We start from the raw sequence: 17,047 nt of genomic DNA, 5'->3' as shown, positions 1-17,047 counted from the left end.
TCAAATTTTAATCAGCAAGATGAAGACGGTAAATTTGCTTCGGCCCATAACAGTACATCGGCAAAACGATACTGCTCAAATCGACTGAATCCTTTCACTTGACGCATTTTTAATTTAGTAAAAATCGGTGTCGTTAAACCACATAGAAAACGAGTGAGTAACACAGGTGTTAGATGCTTACCAAGTCTGTTTATTGCTTCATTACACAGTTCATTGAAGTCAAATTGATTCAAAGGTCTTAGAATAACCGAAGGTGGAAGCTTAGCACTGTGACCACTACATACACTACAGTGACCGCAGGGCTGCGTTAAACGGGGGTCGGCAAAGTATTGTGCTAGTTGTAGGCTTAAACATGACTCACTATCAAAATAGTCTACAAGTTGATTTATCCGCCTAATTTCACTCTGCTCTTTTACACTAAATCGATTAAACAACTTTAGTGCGATTGAATCATCGAGATTATCGCTGAAAACTTGATAAACTTGAGTTAACTGTTTGCTTTGTAATTCAATGAGTTGCTTTTGGTGAAGATAATCGAGAGCCTTAATTGCCCGATCCCTACTGTTTGGCACTTTTTGCTCAAGAACTTCAAAATTTGCGCTATACCAAAGCTTGGCTTTTTGTGAACTATCGATAACGGCGTTGATAAAAACTTGCCTATCTGGATCAAACTTGGCTAACAACTCTTCGATAGGACAAAGTAATTTAAATCGATATTCGGCGAAGTAACTGTATTTCGGCTTGAGAACCTTTAACATCTCTAAATACACCAAAAGGGTTTTTAAACTTAAAATCCGAATGTTAGAAGCACTAGACAAGGGGTTTAGCATAAGTTCCCACACGCCATTATTTTGGGAATCACGCTTAATCTCCTTTATGACAAATTCGATGGCACTCAGCTCTGGCGTATCACCATAGACGAAGTTTTCGAGTACATTAAGATTGTCCCTGTTAGCGAGAACCAAGCAATCAGAGCTTAAACCATCACGTCCAGCGCGACCTATCTCTTGGGCGTAATTCTCAATCGATTTAGGCAGATCATAGTGGGCAACAAACCGAATATCGCTCTTATCTATTCCCATACCAAAAGCGATGGTAGCCACAATAATGGGCACCTCACCTTTCATAAACTGACACTGAATAATTTTACGTCTATCGCTATCCATGCCAGCATGATAAGCCAGCGCCGCAAACCCCGCTTTGACTAATTCATTTGCAACAAACTCAGCAGTCTGCTGTAGTGTCACATAAACAATACCACTGAGCCCTTTTTTCGCCTCAAGCCATTGGTAGAGGTAAGATAGCTTATCGCAAGACGGGATCCCGACGGCCTGTAGGTTAAGATTCGGCCGATAAAACCCTGTCAAGGTGACGCATTGACGCTCTATGGAGAACTTCTTACCCATATCCTCAATCACCTTAGGTGTCGCAGTGGCTGTCAGCAGCAAGACTTGGGGGATCTTAAGTTGCCTTTGATAGGCCGGAAGTTTCAAATAATCAGGCCTAAAGTTATGTCCCCATTCGGAGATACAGTGTGCTTCGTCGATCACTAACATAGAGATAGGCACTGATGCGATAAAACGTCTAAAACGTTCATTGTTTAGACGCTCTACCGAAATCATTAAGATCTTAATTCGTCCCGCTGTTACTCCTTCGATAACGGCACTTGCTTGCTCATTAGTTTGAGTCGAGTCAATAGACGCAGCTGCAATCCCCCTATTTTGCAGAAACTGTAACTGATCATCCATCAATGCAAGCAGTGGCGACACCACTAAAGTTAAATGAGGTAAAGCTAAAGCGGGTAGTTGGTAACACAAAGATTTTCCCGATCCCGTTGGAAAAATTGCAGCTGCGCTATGACCATTTAAAATATTTTGGACAACCTCATGCTGTCCCTCGCGAAACTGGTCAAATCCAAAGTAGCGGCTTAGTAACGCATGGGCGTTATCCATAGTTATTCCTGTATTTAGTTTGTCGAGTTAGTTTGCAATGTAAACTTGCTGAACCCGCTCTATGAATTAGCTTTCAGGGTTAGTTTTTTTCACGGGGTATTGTTTCTTTAATCTGAAATAAGCTTTAACCGGATTATGATCAGAGCTAGAGGTCAAAATTGACTCCGCTTTAACCAACTCTAAGCCACGATAAAAGATATGGTCGAGATTGTGACCAAGCACTTTACTTCTAGAGTCGACACTCGGGATGGCTTCTTGAAGCCCCATTTGACGTACCAACTGGTTAATGACCTCCCCTCGCTCATCACTCCAAGTATTCATATCACCGGCAAAGACAATTGGGCCTTGATGCTCCTTTATCGCTTGCTCAACCACTCCAAGTTGTGCTTTGTAGTCTTCAGTTCCAAAGGTAAAATTAATACTGTGAATATTAATCACCAACAGTTGGCTGCTATCCGATAATAAATAATATGAAATCAACATAGACTTAGGATATTTTATATAGGGCTCAGCCTTCCTAAAAACACAGCTGCTCACCGCTGACTCTCTAGACAAGTTCATGACCCCTACAGGAACGCCAGAAAAATTAAAGGCCTTAGCAAGTAACATATTTAGTTTGAGCGAGTTGATGAAGTCATTTAGCGCCCCCGTTAATTGAGCTTCCTGCAGTAGCAACAGATCTGAACGGTCTACCAATTGCTTTAATGTTTCCTCCCAGCCATCGCCCTTCTGTTTATATAAGTTCCATGTAGTGACATCAAGCTTACCATATCTATCTAACACCCCATCTGGAGCCTGTGTCATGCACTGCGCCGATTGGACGGGACGGTCAAGGTTGGTAACCAAGGTGTCATCGGTTGGGATCACTGAGGCGTCATACACGTACACAGCCACAGCAGCAGTAGCGATCAGCGATATTAGAAGAAGTTTGCGGATAATTTTCGCCATAATGGACTTATTCAACTCTGTACTTAGATTTAAAGTAATCTTTTCATTATAATGGCTTATTAGTGTTAGTCACATAATCATTCAAACAAGAGGTTGGTTAGCTAAGGTCAGCGTTTTGTGACACCTTTTTGACATTAGCGACTAAGGGTACGACCATCAAACACAACATGTATGAATTTTATCAGCTTCTGACCATAGCTGGGGTATTTCTTTATTGGCTCATCATTGCTGGTATTAGCATAAGAGTCGTGGCCAAACGACGCTCTATTGGCGTCTCTTTGGCCTGGTTAATGATCATCTATATCGTTCCTTTAGGTGGGGCTTTCGCTTACCTTCTATTTGGTGAATTGAACCTAGGCAAAAAAAGGGCTGTACGTGCAGAGCTTATGTTCAAACCTTATGGAGAGTGGTTTAAGAAGCTCTATGAATATCGACAATACCGACCCCATGTTGCTAGCCTCTATGGTCAGCCAATCAGTGCGATATGCGAAAAACAGATTGGGATCCCCGCGTTAGCCGATAACCACCTGACTCTTTGCAGTGAAACTTACGAAATTCTGTCAAACCTAATCGAAGACATTGAGCAGGCACAAGAGACTATTTTGCTTGAGTTTTATATTTGGCATCCTGGTGGCCGTGCAGACGATGTGGCCGAAGCCTTGATAAACAGCGCTGAAAGAGGTGTGAAAGTTCGTTTATTACTCGATGCAGCAGGCAGTAGACATTTTTTCAAGAGTCCATGGCCAAAACTAATGAAAAAAAGTGGCATTGAGGTGATCAGTGCACTGCAAGTTTCACCTTTCCGTATGTTCTTTAGGCGTTTGGATCTTAGATTACATCGAAAAATTGTCGTAATAGACAACAAAATTGCCTACACGGGCTCGATGAACCTCGTTGATCCCAAGTATTTCAATCAAGATGCCGGTGTCGGTGAGTGGATTGATGTGATGGTCCGGATCACAGGGACCTCGGTACCCGTGCTCAATAGCATTCATGCTTGGGACTGGGAAGTAGAAACCAATGAACGTTTTTTACCCGAGCAACCAAAATGTTTGTCTCATGAGGACAGTGAGATCACTGATTTGGTGCAGGTGATCCCCTCAGGGCCCGGTATGCGCGAAGAGGTGATCCACCGAGTACTGCTGCAAAGCATCTATCAGGCTTCAAAGAGTATCGTTATCACGACTCCCTACTTTGTACCGAGTGATAACCTACATATGGCGCTGATTATCGCCGCACAGCGGAATGTGAAGGTAGACCTTATCGTTCCCGATAAAAATGACTCATTGATGGTTGAGTGGGCTAGTCGCGCGTTTTTTAGCGAGTTGTTAGAGGCTGGTGTTAATATACATCGATTTGAAGGCGGCTTACTGCACACTAAGTCGGTCGTCATCGATAGCAATCACTGTTTAATTGGTACTGTAAACTGGGATATGCGTAGCTTATGGCTTAACTTTGAGGTAACCCTTGCAGTGGATAACCTAGGCTTTACGCAAAAGCTTGAGCAGGTACAGCAGGACTATTTAAAAAATTGCAATCAGCTATGTGCCGAGCAGTGGCAAAAGCGCTCACTGCCGAGCCGTGCGGCTGAACGTATTTTCTATTTATTTAGCCCACTACTCTAACTCGTCGGTTTTCAACACAAAACTAAGCCTTCCGTCGCGTCTGGTCAATTTTGGGCGCGACATCATTTGGATTGTCATGAACAAAGTTTTTATTATTGGCTTACCACGAACGGGCACCACGAGTATCAGTGTAGCCATGTTAGATTATGGTTTTAAGGTTGCCCATACTGCGTTCATCTAGCCGATATCATTTCTGATGCCCCCTGTTTTTGTGATTACCAAGAGTTAGATAAGCTATTCCCACACTCTAAATTTGTTTACCTAGAGCGCGACTTATCACTGTGGCTGCCCTCAATGCAGATGCTGATTAATAAGATGAAGACCCATCTAGCCCCAATAACAGGGACATTTCACCCAGTACTAAAGCGCAGCTTTACCCATACATTCGATTTAGACAAAACAGATACTCCAGATGCCTCTGCTCACCTAGAGATGTGTTACTTGCGCCATAAACAACAGGTTCTCAACTACTTTAATGGTCGAGATGATCTGATTCAGATTAATATCAGTCATGAAGAGAGCTTAACCAAGTTACTTACGTTTCTAGGGAAAGAGATCGAAGGCAAACCACAGTTTCCTCATCTGAACAGAGGAAGAAAGGTCGCTTGCTGGGAAGAACATACACATCAAAATAAGGTAAGTGCCAATAGCAGTGGGCCTCTACGCAGAAAATTTTTCGATTATAATGTAAAGCGTTAGCGCAAGAGCGGAGGTATAAAAGCCAGACAGCAAAAAGCCCGTTATCTTTCGATAACGGGCTTTTCAGAATTTGGCGGTGAGCGAGAGATTCGAACTCTCGTTAGGGATTAACCTAAACACACTTTCCAGGCGTGCGCCTTCAGCCACTCAGCCAGCTCACCAAACTAATTACTTTTACGTGAGTAATCATCACGATTGAAGCAATTACCCTAACAGGGACAATTGGCTATCAACGGAGCGCTACTTTACTGAAAAGCCCCTATTGCGTCAAGCCAAATAGCCGTATTCTCAAACGTTTGCGTATTTGCTAGCCAGTTAACCTCCTTTTATCGAAAGGATTAGCTTAACTTGAACTTTTGAACCTCTTTAGACATCTCGGCGGTATCTTCAACTAACTGTTCAGTGAGTGAGCTTAACTGGTCAGCTACGCCGTGGGTTTGCAGATAGATCTCACTAATTTTTAGTGCGTTCCTGTTGACCTCTTCTGCCACAGCGCTTTGTTCGTGGGTTGCTGCCGCGATCTGCTCGTTCATACTCTCAATGACCCCGATATGATTAACTATCTTATCCAGTTCAGAGCTGGCTTTATTGGCTTCGATAACGCTCTCGTTTGTTTGCTTAGTGCCGCGCTCCATCGCCGACACAGCCGTATTGGCACCGCTACGTAGCTTATCCGTCATAGACTTAATATCGCCAGTCGCTGTTTGAGCTCGCTGTGCTAAACCACGCACTTCATCGGCAACGACGGCAAAACCTCTGCCGGACTCGCCTGCTCGCGCCGCTTCAATTGCTGCATTGAGTGCTAAAAGGTTTGTCTGCTCTGCGATACCACTAATGACATCTGATACGGCGACAATATTTTGAATGTCCTGCTCCAATTGCTCCAATGCCTTGGCAGAGTCGAGAATATCATCGGCGAGTACACCTATAGCATCGCTGGTACGACCGACTTCATCATTGCCCTCTTTCGCTTCGGTACTGGCTTGAGTGGATGCCTCTGATGCCCGCTCGGCATTAATCGCAATCTCAGCCACGGTTGCACTCATTTCTGTCATTGCAGAAGCAACCTGCTCCGCTTCCCCATGGCCTAGCTCTACATCTTGGCGCAGTTGGGTAGAGTATTGTTCCATCTTAGACACCGCCGTTAATAAGGAGGTCGAGTTTTTACGCACATGCTCAATGACACGTTCAAAGTCCGACATCATCTCATTAAAGGCTACGGCCAATTCACCAAACTCATCTTTACTCTTTTGTTTTATACGAATACTAAGGTCAAAGTCAGCCCTAGCTCGAGTAACACTGTTGTGCAAATTAGCAACGCTACGATGAATATAGCGTAGAACAAAGAAAGAGAGCGTCAGTACCAGACTCGCTGCGAGCAATAACCCTAACAGGGTGATATAAAAACTTTGTGTGGCCGCTGATAAGCGCTGCTCCGTAACCAATACCAGCGCACTTGACAGTTCGTGCTCAAATTTTCTCACCAGCTCAATACGTTGAGTAGACGTTTGAAACCACTGCTCAGCTTTTTGGCTGGCTATTTCTGAGGCTGATTGATTAAAAGCGATGTTCCTATACTGTGTAACGTCTTGTACGGCTTTAGCATTTAACAAAGCTTGGTAGTCAGCCTTAGTTTGCTCATCAGCCAAGGCTAGAAAGCGCTCTTGATAGCTGGCTTGCTCAGCAACTAAGGTCACAAAGCGGCGGTATACCCCATCATTAAATCCTTGGTTGCCAAAGGTAGAACTGAGAACTGCGCGCTCAATACCCGCTCTCTCCTTCATCTGAAGATAAGCAGAAAATGCTGCCGCTCTTATAGCTATCTCTTGGTTTGCCGCATTGGTCGCCGTCAAGTCAACGATACTGAGTAGCAGCGCATTGAGTTCTGTGTAGAATTTAACCTCATCGGCAACCGTAACTGACAGTTTTGCAACCCGCGTACGCATCGATGGGATCTGAGCAATAAGGGAATCAACCCGTGCGATCTGTGTTGAAAAGGTATTAGGTAGCTCATTACTATTGATAAACTGCTGATAAGACTTAAGAGAAGCGTCGGTATCTTTTTGTTGTTTCGGTAATTTTTGTGCGAATGATTGGCCTTTTGAACCGATAAATCCCGCACTCATGCCCCGCTCTTTCTGTAACTCATGCACCAAATTACTATTGGTTTCGGCCAATTTACTTAACACAAGTACTTCTGTGAGTTGACTTTTCAGTTGATATTGGGTCTTAGCGTAAAGGCCACCAAACACGATCGAGATCAATAACGGCGGGAGAATAAGAATGAAAAATTTTTGCTTTAAGCTGAGATTAGCGATCCAAGTTTGCTTCATATGTTAAACAACCCTGTTTAAATATTATTATTTGTTGCCTTAGCATAGTCGAAACTGGATATAGGTAAATATTTTTTTAAAATTGACATAAAAAATAAGCCCGAATTAACGGGCTTATTGTTCTAGATCAAGTTTTTCATCGATACGTGATCAATGTCGGTTTATAAAGGTTTGATATAATTGGTTAAATCTTATGCATTACCTTTAACTTTCATGTTCAGCGTTTGAGCAAAGTTTAGCATTCTATCTAGCGGCTTTAGCGCATCTAAACGTAGACTGTCATCGACAAAGATCTCATGTTGTTGAGACTCGCTGTTTTGCAGTGCGCTCTCAATAGCCTTCAAGCCATTCATCGCCATCCAAGGGCAATGTGCACAGCTCTTACAAGTTGCACCATTGCCACCGGTAGGGGCCGCGATAAGATTCTTATCTGGTGCCGCTTGCTGCATCTTATAGAAGATACCTTTATCGGTAGCCACGATAAACATATCATTATCCATGGTTTGTGCAGCTTTGATAAGTTGACTTGTCGAGCCTACCGCATCGGCGAGTTCAACCACACTTGCAGGCGACTCTGGGTGGACTAATACAGCCGCATTGGGATGTAGCTTTTTCAACTCGCGTAGTGCTTTAGCTTGAAACTCGTCATGAACGATACATTCGCCCTGCCACATGAGCATATCTGCACCAGTTTGCTTAGCGATGTAACTGCCTAAGTGGCGGTCTGGACCCCAGATAATCTTCTTTCCTTCACTGTCTAAGTGCTCAACTATTTCTAGGGCAATGCTCGATGTTACAACCCAGTCCGCTCTCGCTTTTACCGCTGCAGAGGTATTGGCATAGACAACAACGGTATGATCGGGGTGTGCATCACAAAACTCATTGAATGTCTCGATAGGACAGCCAAGGTCAAGAGAGCAAGTCGCTTCAAGCGTTGGCATTAGGATGGTTTTTTCTGGGCTGAGAATTTTTGCGGTCTCCCCCATAAACTTAACCCCAGCAACAATTAGCGTTTTTGCAGGATGATCTCGACCAAAGCGCGCCATCTCCAATGAGTCAGATACACAACCGCCTGTTTCTTCAGCCAGTGCTTGGATCTCAGGGTCGGTATAGTAATGCGCCACAAGCACCGCATCTTTCTCTTTTAAAAGCTGCTTAATTTTTGCTTTCGATTCCGCTTTCTCAACATCTGAAAGAGGAACAGGTTTTGGCGGGAAAGGATAGTCAATAGTCTCGATACTTGGTACAAACGCGCTCATAATACAACCAATGGGCAATAACAGATTAGCGGAATTATACGGAATAGTTCACAAATTTAAAACTCCTATAGCGGTTCTCGCAATAAAAAAGGCGCTATCGCTAGCGCCTTTGAGTATCGGTGTACTACAGATTATTGCATCGCTAACAACATCTCTTGAGGCTGCTCAAGATACAGTTTCCATAGATTACAGAAGCGTGCGATGGTGCCACCATCAATAACACGATGATCTCCTGACCAGCTCACTTGCATGATCTTTCGTGCTTCAACTTCACCTTTATCATTAAAGCGTGGTAGCACCTGCAGCTTACCTAGTGCCACAATTGCCACTTCAGGTTTATTGATAATCGGTGTTGCTACAGTTCCACCCAATGCGCCAATGTTAGAAATAGAGATACTACCGCCTTTCAAATCCGCCGGAGATACACGCCCACTGCGAGCAGCATTGGTTAGACGGGTGATCTCGGCTGCGATCTGTAAGATAGTTTTATCTTGCACATCTTTCACATTAGGCACTAACAGACCGACCTTTGAGTCCACAGCCATACCTATGTTATGACTAGCCAGATAGGTTTGCTCAGTGCAATCTTGATTCACGCGGCTATTCATATCTGGGAACTGAGACAATGCCAGTGACATCGACTTCATGAAGAAAGGCATCATGGTGAGCTTAAGCTCATCGTTGGAGTACTTTTTCTTCATGCTTTCGCGAAGTGCAACAAGTTCGGTTAGATCAAATTCTTCGCAGTAGGTAAAGTGCGGAATTGTCGATACCGATTCCATCATCATCTTCGCCATCACAGCACGTACGCCTTTAATTGGCTCAATGCGATCTGCAGGCTTTGACTGAGGTAGTGTAGTTTCAATAGTTTGCTGCGTAACTGGCGCTGTGCTCTCAGTTACTGGTGAGGCGATAGCAGATGAATTACCCGAATTTGCCTGATGGCGCTGAACATCTTCTTTATAAACTCGGCCATTTTTACCCGAACCGGCAACGGTTGCGATATCGATATCCAATGAACGAGCTAAACGACGAACGGCCGGGCTTGCCAACGCCTTTCCTTGAGGTACGGCTTCAAGTGGTTGATTTGATGAGCTAACCTCAAGGGCTTGAGTGGATGCTGCAGCAGATTGTACCTGCTCAGCCTCTACTTCAATGGCAAACAACGGCGCATGCACCTTAGCAAGTTGTCCCTTTCGAACATGCAACTTAACTATCTTGCCATTTTTAATCGCTGGGATCTGTACCAGTGCTTTATCCGTCATCACATCGGCAATCGGTTGATCTTCGCTAACCGTATCCCCCTCGCTGACTAACCACTCTACCAGCTCACACTCAACGATACCCTCACCAATATCGGGCAGCAAAAATTCTTCGATTTCGGTACCAGGTGCAGAGCGACTTTCTGCAACCGTTTTATTAACACCGTCTTGTAACTCCACGACAGCAGCTTGGGAGTCGCTGTCAGCTTCAACATCGACAGAATAAAGCGGTGCATGCACTTTGGCTGTTTCACCCTTGGCATAATATAACTTGGTGATCACCCCAGCATTGGGTGCAGGAATTTGCACCAAGGCTTTGTCTGTCATCACATCGGCAATTGGTTGATCTTCAACAACCGTATCACCCTCTTGTACTAACCATTCAACCAGCTCGCATTCGACGACGCCTTCGCCGATATCCGGAAGGATAAAATCTTTAATCATGGCTGGCTCCTAAAATTTAACCGAAGCTTTGATCGCTTCAAACGTCTTTAACGCATCTGGCATATATTCTTTTTCATGGATCAAAGGATACGGCGTATCTAAACCACACACTCGTGCAATTGGCGACTCAAGATACAAGAAGCATTCTTCTTGGATTGTCGCGGCAATTTCACCAGCAAAGCCACCAGTCAACGGCGCTTCATGGTTAATCAAAAGACGTCCTGTTTTCTTAACCGAAGTCGCAACCGTTTCAACATCCCATGGCGACAGGGTTCTCAAATCGATAATCTCACAAGAGATCCCTTTCTTCGCGGCCATCTCAGCGGCGTTTTCGAGGATTTCCATCTGAGCGCCCCAACCGAGTAAGGTGATATCAGTGCCCTGTTTAACAACTTCAGCCTTTCCTAGCTCAATTACATGCTCGCCTTCAGGCACTTCACCTACCGATGCACGGTATAGGCGTTTAGGCTCAAAGAAGATAACGGGATTTTTATCGCGAATAGATGCGATAAGTAGCCCTTTAGCTTGCTCAGGGTTTCTTGGCACAACAACCTTAAGTCCTGGCGTTTGAGTGAAATACGCTTCGGGTGATTGAGAGTGATAATGACCACCGGCAATGCCACCGCCATAAGGCGTTCTAAAGGTGAGGCCACCTACGCTAAATTCATTACCACTACGGTAGCGGAACTTGGCACTTTCATTGACGATTTGATCGATCGCCGGGAAGATATAGTCGGCGAATTGAATTTCGGCAACCGCCGTCATACCATTGGATGCCAAACCATTAGCAAAACCAGCAATCCCCTGCTCAGTTAACGGTGTATTGAAACAGCGCTCACGGCCAAACTTCTCTTGAAGGCCAGAGGTTGCTCTAAATACACCACCGAAATGTCCGACATCTTCGCCAAACACCATCATTTTTTTATCCGCTTCCATTTCCGAGCTTAGGGCTTGGTTAATGGCTTGCAACATATTCATTTGAGCCACGGCTTATACTCTCCCTGCACTTTTTGGGTAGGATTCTGGATACTTCTTAATATGCTCTTTTAGATTGGCTAACTGTTTCTTCAGCATAGGTGTTGGCTTGTCATACACATCTTCGATGATGCTATCGATATGTGGCGTCGCAACTTTCTCAGCCACTTTTAGCTCAGTTAATACCTCTTCGCGATACTTAACGTAAAGGTCGGCATCCTGTTGTTCATTCATCCAACCCTTGTTAATCATCCACAACTTGAAGCGCTTAACTGGATCGTGTTGCTGCCACTTAGTTTCTTCATCTTTTGAGCGATAACCCGATGGGTCATCCGATGAAGAGTGCGCGCCTAAACGATAGGTCATGGCTTCAATCAGTACAGGGGCATTATGCTCAAGCGCATATGCTCGAGCCTGTTGCGTTGCAGCAAGTACCGCCAACATGTCATTACCGTCAACACGAATCGTATGCATGCCATAACCTACACCGCGACTTGCAATGCCGTTACCTTTAAACTGCTCATCGGTTGGTGTAGAGATAGCATAACCATTATTACGACAGAAAAAGATCACGGGAGAGCTGAGCACTGCCGCCATATTGAGGCCTGCATGGAAGTCACCTTCTGAGGCTGCACCTTCGCCGAAGTAACAGATAGCAACGTTGCGTTTACCTTGCATCTTAAGGCTATAACCTACACCCGTTGCTTGAGGGATCTGAGTGGCAAGCGGAGATGAGATGGTTTGATAGTTCAATTCATTACTGCCGTAATGTATTGGCATCTGACGACCTTTACCAAAATCTTTCTCATTACTGAACATCTGATTCATAAACTGTTCAGTGGTAAAACCACGGTACCTAAGCGCGGCATGCTCACGATACTGAGCTAAAATGACGTCGCCCTTATCAAGTGCTGCGGTACTACCAATAATAGAGGCTTCTTCACCTGTACAGGTCATGTAGAAGCTGATCCGTCCTTGACGCTGCGCTCCCAACATGCGCTCGTCCAACACTCGGGTGAATACACAGGTATCATGGATTTTCCCGGCTAACGTCTCGTCGATAGCGGGTAACACGGCATCTTCATATGCGGTGCCATCGGCTTGAAGAATTTTTAAAATGGGGATCGCCAGTGAATCTTTATCTAAAAAGCTCACGCGATGGACTGTTTCAGCATTCGTGGTTGCGTTGCTCATAATGTGCTCTTGTTATTTATGGTGCTGCTAAACGAAAATTCAGCACCTATCTATTTTAATACGCGGGAAGAACATTACGTTAACGTAAACTAACTCTCAATACTTCCCATCATTGAAATGACAACTAAGCATCAGTGTGCATGTATATATTGGTTTACATGCACAGTTATTCAGTTTGGATCTACTCCAAATGGCTTTCATCGGCAGACTTTAAGCACAAGACTGTCCGCTGCCCTACTGGCACCTTAGCATTTGGAAATACAATAGATTCAAACTCATGCTCTACTTTTACCTCTTCACCACCCTCTTTCGCTAAGGTGTAACCTTTTGGGAAAGCAGTAAAGTTCTCGACATCATTAGTAAAAGTAAATTCAAAATCGTCGTAACGCTTGTTTAGCGAACGGCAGACTTGATAAAGATTTAAACGCTTCAGATCGAAGGCTGGTAGTTGTAATGCCTTACCGCACATCAACAGAGTTAACATCTCTTTCATCGCAATAAAGCGCGTCATATCATTTTGCCCCATAGGGAACACTTTACCGAGTTCGATAGTAAATGCATCGGCATGATAATTTTCAGAAGAGAAGTAACTGAAGGTTGTGGTTGGCTCATGGTGGAATAAAATCGTATTTACCCCACATGACTCAAGAAACATGATCTGCTCTTTGCTGTATTTGCGACTTCCTCGGTAAGGATAGATGGCAAATTTTTCGTGTTTAGAGGCGCGAATTGCGGTGTGTAAGTCATAATGCATTCGATGGCGATCGCCAGACTCTGAGCTAAAAAACTTATCGACATATTGCTCGAGCTTTTGCGCTCTTATTCGCTCTGGGTTACAGAGCCCTTTATCGCGAGAATGAGCACCATTAAATAACCTATTGAGATTTTCATCGATAAATCGCGTTCCGTTGTGGATAGCCGGTGGGTTACCAATTAGAAACAGTACCCTTTGCTTGAGCTCTAGTTGTTCACCCAGCAACTGAGTCATTAGGTCGTTACATAGCTCAATCGGTGCGGTCTCATTACCGTGGACGGCACAAGATAAGACAATATCTTTAGAGTGTTTTACACCGATAGGCTCAAACATAATGACACCCGTATCCCAGACCTCAACATGGATCTGATTATTAAGGTCAAACTCAAAAGCCTCGGGTAAACATTGCGGATGCGCGAGGGTTAGCGCTAAAAAGTCCTTAGACTGTTTCAATTCGTGAAACACAAACTACTCCTTATTATCGATGTCAGCTTTATTTTGGCAGAAATTTCAAATACCACGGGTATTTGTAACACCTAGCTTCGCTAATTCTGGCACCGATAGTAGCATATTTGACTCATGTATCTCGTGTCCTTTTTAGGCTGTGTAGTACAACAATCCATCAGCCATGCATTTTTTTACTTGCGTAAAGCAAAAAAATAAAACAAGATGAAGCCGTGCAGCCATCTAAACGGCTATTTATTTTTATAAACTGTTAAGGAGACAGCAATGGCATTGGCAACATTCGGCGCAGGGTGTTTTTGGGGAGTTGAATACTTTTTTAGAAAAGTTGAAGGTGTCATTGACTGTACGTGTGGCTATATGGGCGGCAAAGATTGCTACACACGCTATAACGAAGTCAAAACGGGTACTACAGGCCACGCAGAAGTTGTTCAAGTCGAATATGATGCAGCCAAAGTCTCTTTCGAACAGTTATTACAAGTGTTTTGGCAAAACCACAACCCGACCACGTTAAATCAGCAGGGTGGTGATATTGGCAGCCAGTATCGTAGCACCATTTTCTTTCATGATAATCTTCAGAAACAACAAGCTGAAGCGAGTAAGCTTGCGTTAATGAAAAGTGCAAAATGGGGCAACAGACAGATAGTCACCGAAATTGTCCCCTGTCAGCGGTTTCATCAAGCAGAGGCTTATCATCAGGACTATTTAGCCAAAAACCAATTACCTAGCTGCCATATAAGCTATTAATGCCCCTCTTCTCCCGCTCACAAAAAAGGCACCCTTGGGTGCCATTTTTGTGAGCTTGTCATATTATACAGACTAGTTTAACGCTTCAGCGACAATCTGCTGCGCTTCCTCTAAGAGACACTGCAAATGTGCTTGGCTAACAAAACTCTCACCATATAGCTTAAACAGAGCCTCGGTCCCTGATGGACGAGCGGCAAACCAACCATTACTAGTTACCACCTTAATGCCACCAATGGCAGCATTATTACCTGGTGCATGAGTCAGCTTTTGCAAGATCTCATCACCAGCGAGAGTTGTTGAAGTGATGTCGTCGAGCTGAATATTAGAAAACTTTGCCTTATCTTCAAGACTCACAGGACTATCAATACGCTGATAGAAGCTTTCGCCAAACAGGGCTTCAAGCTCTAGGTATCTTTGCTGCGGGGTTTTACCTGTTACAGCAAAAATTTCAGCTGCCAATAAACAAAGAATAAAACCATCTTTATCTGTGCACCAGGTCGTTCCGTCACGTCTTAAAAAGGCAGCACCAGCACTCTCTTCACCACCAAAAGCAAACTCACTATTAGCAAGGCCTTCTACAAACCATTTAAAACCAACCGGTACCTCAGACATGCGTTTATTATGCATCTGGCAAACTTTATCTATCATTGCGCTCGATACCAGTGTCTTCCCGATCACCATCTGCTCGGTCCACTCTGGACGATGTGTCACCAAGTAGTCGATTGCAACTGCAAGGAAATGATTTGGATTCATCAAGCCGCTTCCTGGACAGACGATTCCGTGACGGTCAAAGTCAGGATCATTACCCAGGCAGAGATCATAGTTATCTTTATGGGCTAATAAACCAGCCATGGCATAGGGTGAAGAACAGTCCATGCGGATCTTGCCATCTTTATCAAGTGGCATAAAACTAAAGCTAGGATCGACTTTGTCGTTAAGCACAGTAATGTCGATACCATAGTGCTCAGCGATGGGTTGCCAATAATGAACGCCTGAGCCTCCAAGCGGGTCGACTCCAAGGCGAATATTTGACTTGGCAATCGCTTCCATATCAATAACATTACGCAGATCTTCAACATAAGGAGTAATTAAGTCTTGCTCAAGCAAGTACTGGCTCTCTAATGCTTGAGCGTAACTGACACGTTTTACCCCATCTAACTGATTGGCCAAGTATTGGTTAGCACGGTTTTCTACCCAAGTCGTGATCTCACCTTCGGCTGGACCGCCATGGGGTGGATTATATTTAATCCCACCATCTTGAGGCGGATTATGAGACGGGGTGACAATCAAACCATCAACTAGGCCGTCATCTCGGTTTTTACCCAAATTAGCACTGATAATGGCATGTGATACAACCGGAGTGGGTGTATAACCGTTATTTTGATGGACAACAACGCAGATCTGGTTTGCCACAAGCACTTCAATAACCGACATCGCAGCAGGCTCAGATAAGGCATGAGTGTCGATACCTAGGATCAACTGACCAGTAATATTTGCACCTTTACGGTAATCGGCAACAGCTTGTGCAATGGCTAAGATATGTGCCTCATTAAAACTTTTACTTTTGGCACTCCCACGGTGCCCGGATGTACCAAATGTCACCCTTTGTGCTACATCGGCTTCGTTGGGCGATAAACGGTAATAAAGGCTGACGAGTTTCGGGATATTGTCCAAATCCGTTTGCTCTGCAATCAATCCTGCTCTCTTGTGTAACGCCAATTCCCTCTCCTACATATCTCTGTCGCCTTACAACTTTCTCTTTGTAGGCCGACACCTGGCGCCAAATTTTTACTTGGCGCCAGCAATTGCTATTAAATTTTTACGATTAGCTGTTCAATCTGCTCTTCGCTAGTACCAAACTGAGTTAACACTTCAGACAATATGGTGCGTTTCTTTGCGGTGTTATTGTTGGTTGTCACCCAGAAACCACTGTTACCTATCTCTTTCGGGTTCGCCGATTTACTTGCTTTTAGCAGGGCCTCTTTTGAGGTTGCAAAATATAAGCGATCGCGGCCTTGAATTTGTAAAACCTGTTCAAACTGAGTTGTTGAAGCTTGATAAACCGTATCTAAGATGAATAAGAAACGTCCAACGGCACCTTTCTGTGCGGCTAACAGATCGAGATCGAGCACGCTTAAAAAGTCTGAAACGGGCTCAGTTTTAACCGTCTTAACCTTTGCTGGTTTAGGCGCAGATTGATCTAAGCTTGGATGACTAATCTCTTCGGGTTCTTCTTGTACCACTGAATCAACTCTTAGTCCCAATATACGGCGCAAAATATCCGAAGCGCTCTCACCAATATGTTCAGTCTTACTGGCGATGTGTCGATAAAGCTCTTCATCAACTTCGATATATTTCATAACAGTTATCTTCCTTAAGTAGAAAAGCGGATC

General features: G+C 44.3%; 14 protein-coding genes and 1 tRNA gene. 4 read left to right on the top strand and 11 right to left on the bottom strand.

All coding sequences use genetic code 11. From position 1 onward, the window contains the following. Positions 1-11: 11 nt before the first annotated feature. Together JMA39_RS12230 and JMA39_RS12225 are read right to left on the bottom strand one after the other, a co-directional pair. A complete protein-coding gene (locus JMA39_RS12230; protein WP_202722141.1) occupies positions 12-1,952 on the bottom strand; it encodes a RecQ family ATP-dependent DNA helicase in 1,941 nt (646 codons plus the stop codon). 66 nt (positions 1,953-2,018) lie between these two features. Next, positions 2,019-2,900, bottom strand: a complete 882-nt coding sequence (locus tag JMA39_RS12225) for an endonuclease/exonuclease/phosphatase family protein (RefSeq protein ID WP_202722140.1) — start codon at positions 2,898-2,900, stop codon at positions 2,019-2,021. A gap of 167 nt (positions 2,901-3,067) precedes the next feature. Between JMA39_RS12225 and cls the strand changes: the two genes are divergently transcribed. The 3 genes from cls to JMA39_RS12215 all read left to right on the top strand — a co-directional run bounded on the left by cls (position 3,068) and on the right by JMA39_RS12215 (position 5,224). Further along, positions 3,068-4,525 (top strand): cardiolipin synthase, encoded by a 1,458-nt coding sequence (gene cls / locus JMA39_RS12220; protein WP_202722287.1) that lies wholly within the window; start codon positions 3,068-3,070, stop codon positions 4,523-4,525. A gap of 76 nt (positions 4,526-4,601) precedes the next feature. Continuing rightward, the gene (locus JMA39_RS21415; RefSeq protein ID WP_308440713.1) at positions 4,602-4,706 is read left to right on the top strand and encodes a sulfotransferase; all 105 of its coding nucleotides are present in this window, start codon (positions 4,602-4,604) and stop codon (positions 4,704-4,706) included. A 5-nt stretch (positions 4,707-4,711) separates the two neighbouring features. Beyond that, positions 4,712-5,224 (top strand): sulfotransferase, encoded by a 513-nt coding sequence (locus JMA39_RS12215; protein WP_308440716.1) that lies wholly within the window; start codon positions 4,712-4,714, stop codon positions 5,222-5,224. 71 nt (positions 5,225-5,295) lie between these two features. Here the strand turns inward: JMA39_RS12215 and JMA39_RS12210 are convergent. The 7 genes from JMA39_RS12210 to astE form a co-directional block, all read right to left on the bottom strand. Next, a tRNA-Ser gene (locus JMA39_RS12210) sits at positions 5,296-5,385 on the bottom strand. Between the two features lie 177 nt (positions 5,386-5,562). Beyond that, a complete protein-coding gene (locus tag JMA39_RS12205) occupies positions 5,563-7,557 on the bottom strand; it encodes a methyl-accepting chemotaxis protein (RefSeq protein ID WP_202722139.1) in 1,995 nt (664 codons plus the stop codon). Positions 7,558-7,748: 191 nt separating this feature from the next. Further along, on the bottom strand, positions 7,749-8,816 hold the full coding sequence (gene nadA, locus JMA39_RS12200; RefSeq protein ID WP_202722138.1) for a quinolinate synthase NadA: 1,068 nt from the start codon (positions 8,814-8,816) through the stop codon (positions 7,749-7,751). Between the two features lie 131 nt (positions 8,817-8,947). After that, a complete protein-coding gene (locus tag JMA39_RS12195; protein ID WP_202722137.1) occupies positions 8,948-10,522 on the bottom strand; it encodes a dihydrolipoyllysine-residue acetyltransferase in 1,575 nt (524 codons plus the stop codon). 9 nt (positions 10,523-10,531) lie between these two features. After that, positions 10,532-11,509, bottom strand: coding sequence for an alpha-ketoacid dehydrogenase subunit beta (locus tag JMA39_RS12190; RefSeq protein WP_202722136.1), 978 nt, complete (start codon positions 11,507-11,509; stop codon positions 10,532-10,534). A 3-nt stretch (positions 11,510-11,512) separates the two neighbouring features. Continuing rightward, positions 11,513-12,691 (bottom strand): thiamine pyrophosphate-dependent dehydrogenase E1 component subunit alpha, encoded by a 1,179-nt coding sequence (locus JMA39_RS12185; RefSeq protein ID WP_202722135.1) that lies wholly within the window; start codon positions 12,689-12,691, stop codon positions 11,513-11,515. Between the two features lie 181 nt (positions 12,692-12,872). Beyond that, complete coding sequence (gene astE, locus JMA39_RS12180; RefSeq protein WP_202722134.1) at positions 12,873-13,910, bottom strand: succinylglutamate desuccinylase; 1,038 nt, start codon at positions 13,908-13,910, stop codon at positions 12,873-12,875. A gap of 264 nt (positions 13,911-14,174) precedes the next feature. Between astE and msrA the strand changes: the two genes are divergently transcribed. After that, positions 14,175-14,654, top strand: coding sequence for a peptide-methionine (S)-S-oxide reductase MsrA (gene msrA / locus JMA39_RS12175; RefSeq protein ID WP_202722133.1), 480 nt, complete (start codon positions 14,175-14,177; stop codon positions 14,652-14,654). A 72-nt stretch (positions 14,655-14,726) separates the two neighbouring features. Here the strand turns inward: msrA and pgm are convergent, their stop codons facing one another. Continuing rightward, positions 14,727-16,373, bottom strand: a complete 1,647-nt coding sequence (gene pgm / locus JMA39_RS12170; RefSeq protein WP_202722132.1) for a phosphoglucomutase (alpha-D-glucose-1,6-bisphosphate-dependent) — start codon at positions 16,371-16,373, stop codon at positions 14,727-14,729. A 92-nt stretch (positions 16,374-16,465) separates the two neighbouring features. Next, positions 16,466-17,014 (bottom strand): replication initiation negative regulator SeqA, encoded by a 549-nt coding sequence (gene seqA / locus JMA39_RS12165; RefSeq protein ID WP_202722131.1) that lies wholly within the window; start codon positions 17,012-17,014, stop codon positions 16,466-16,468. Between the last annotated feature and the right edge of the window lie 33 nt (positions 17,015-17,047).

This window comes from Shewanella schlegeliana (assembly GCF_016765635.1).
Lineage (GTDB): Bacteria > Pseudomonadota > Gammaproteobacteria > Enterobacterales > Shewanellaceae > Shewanella > Shewanella schlegeliana.
Note: the sequence above shows the minus strand (reverse complement) of the source record. Positions and strands in the feature narration are given on the sequence as shown.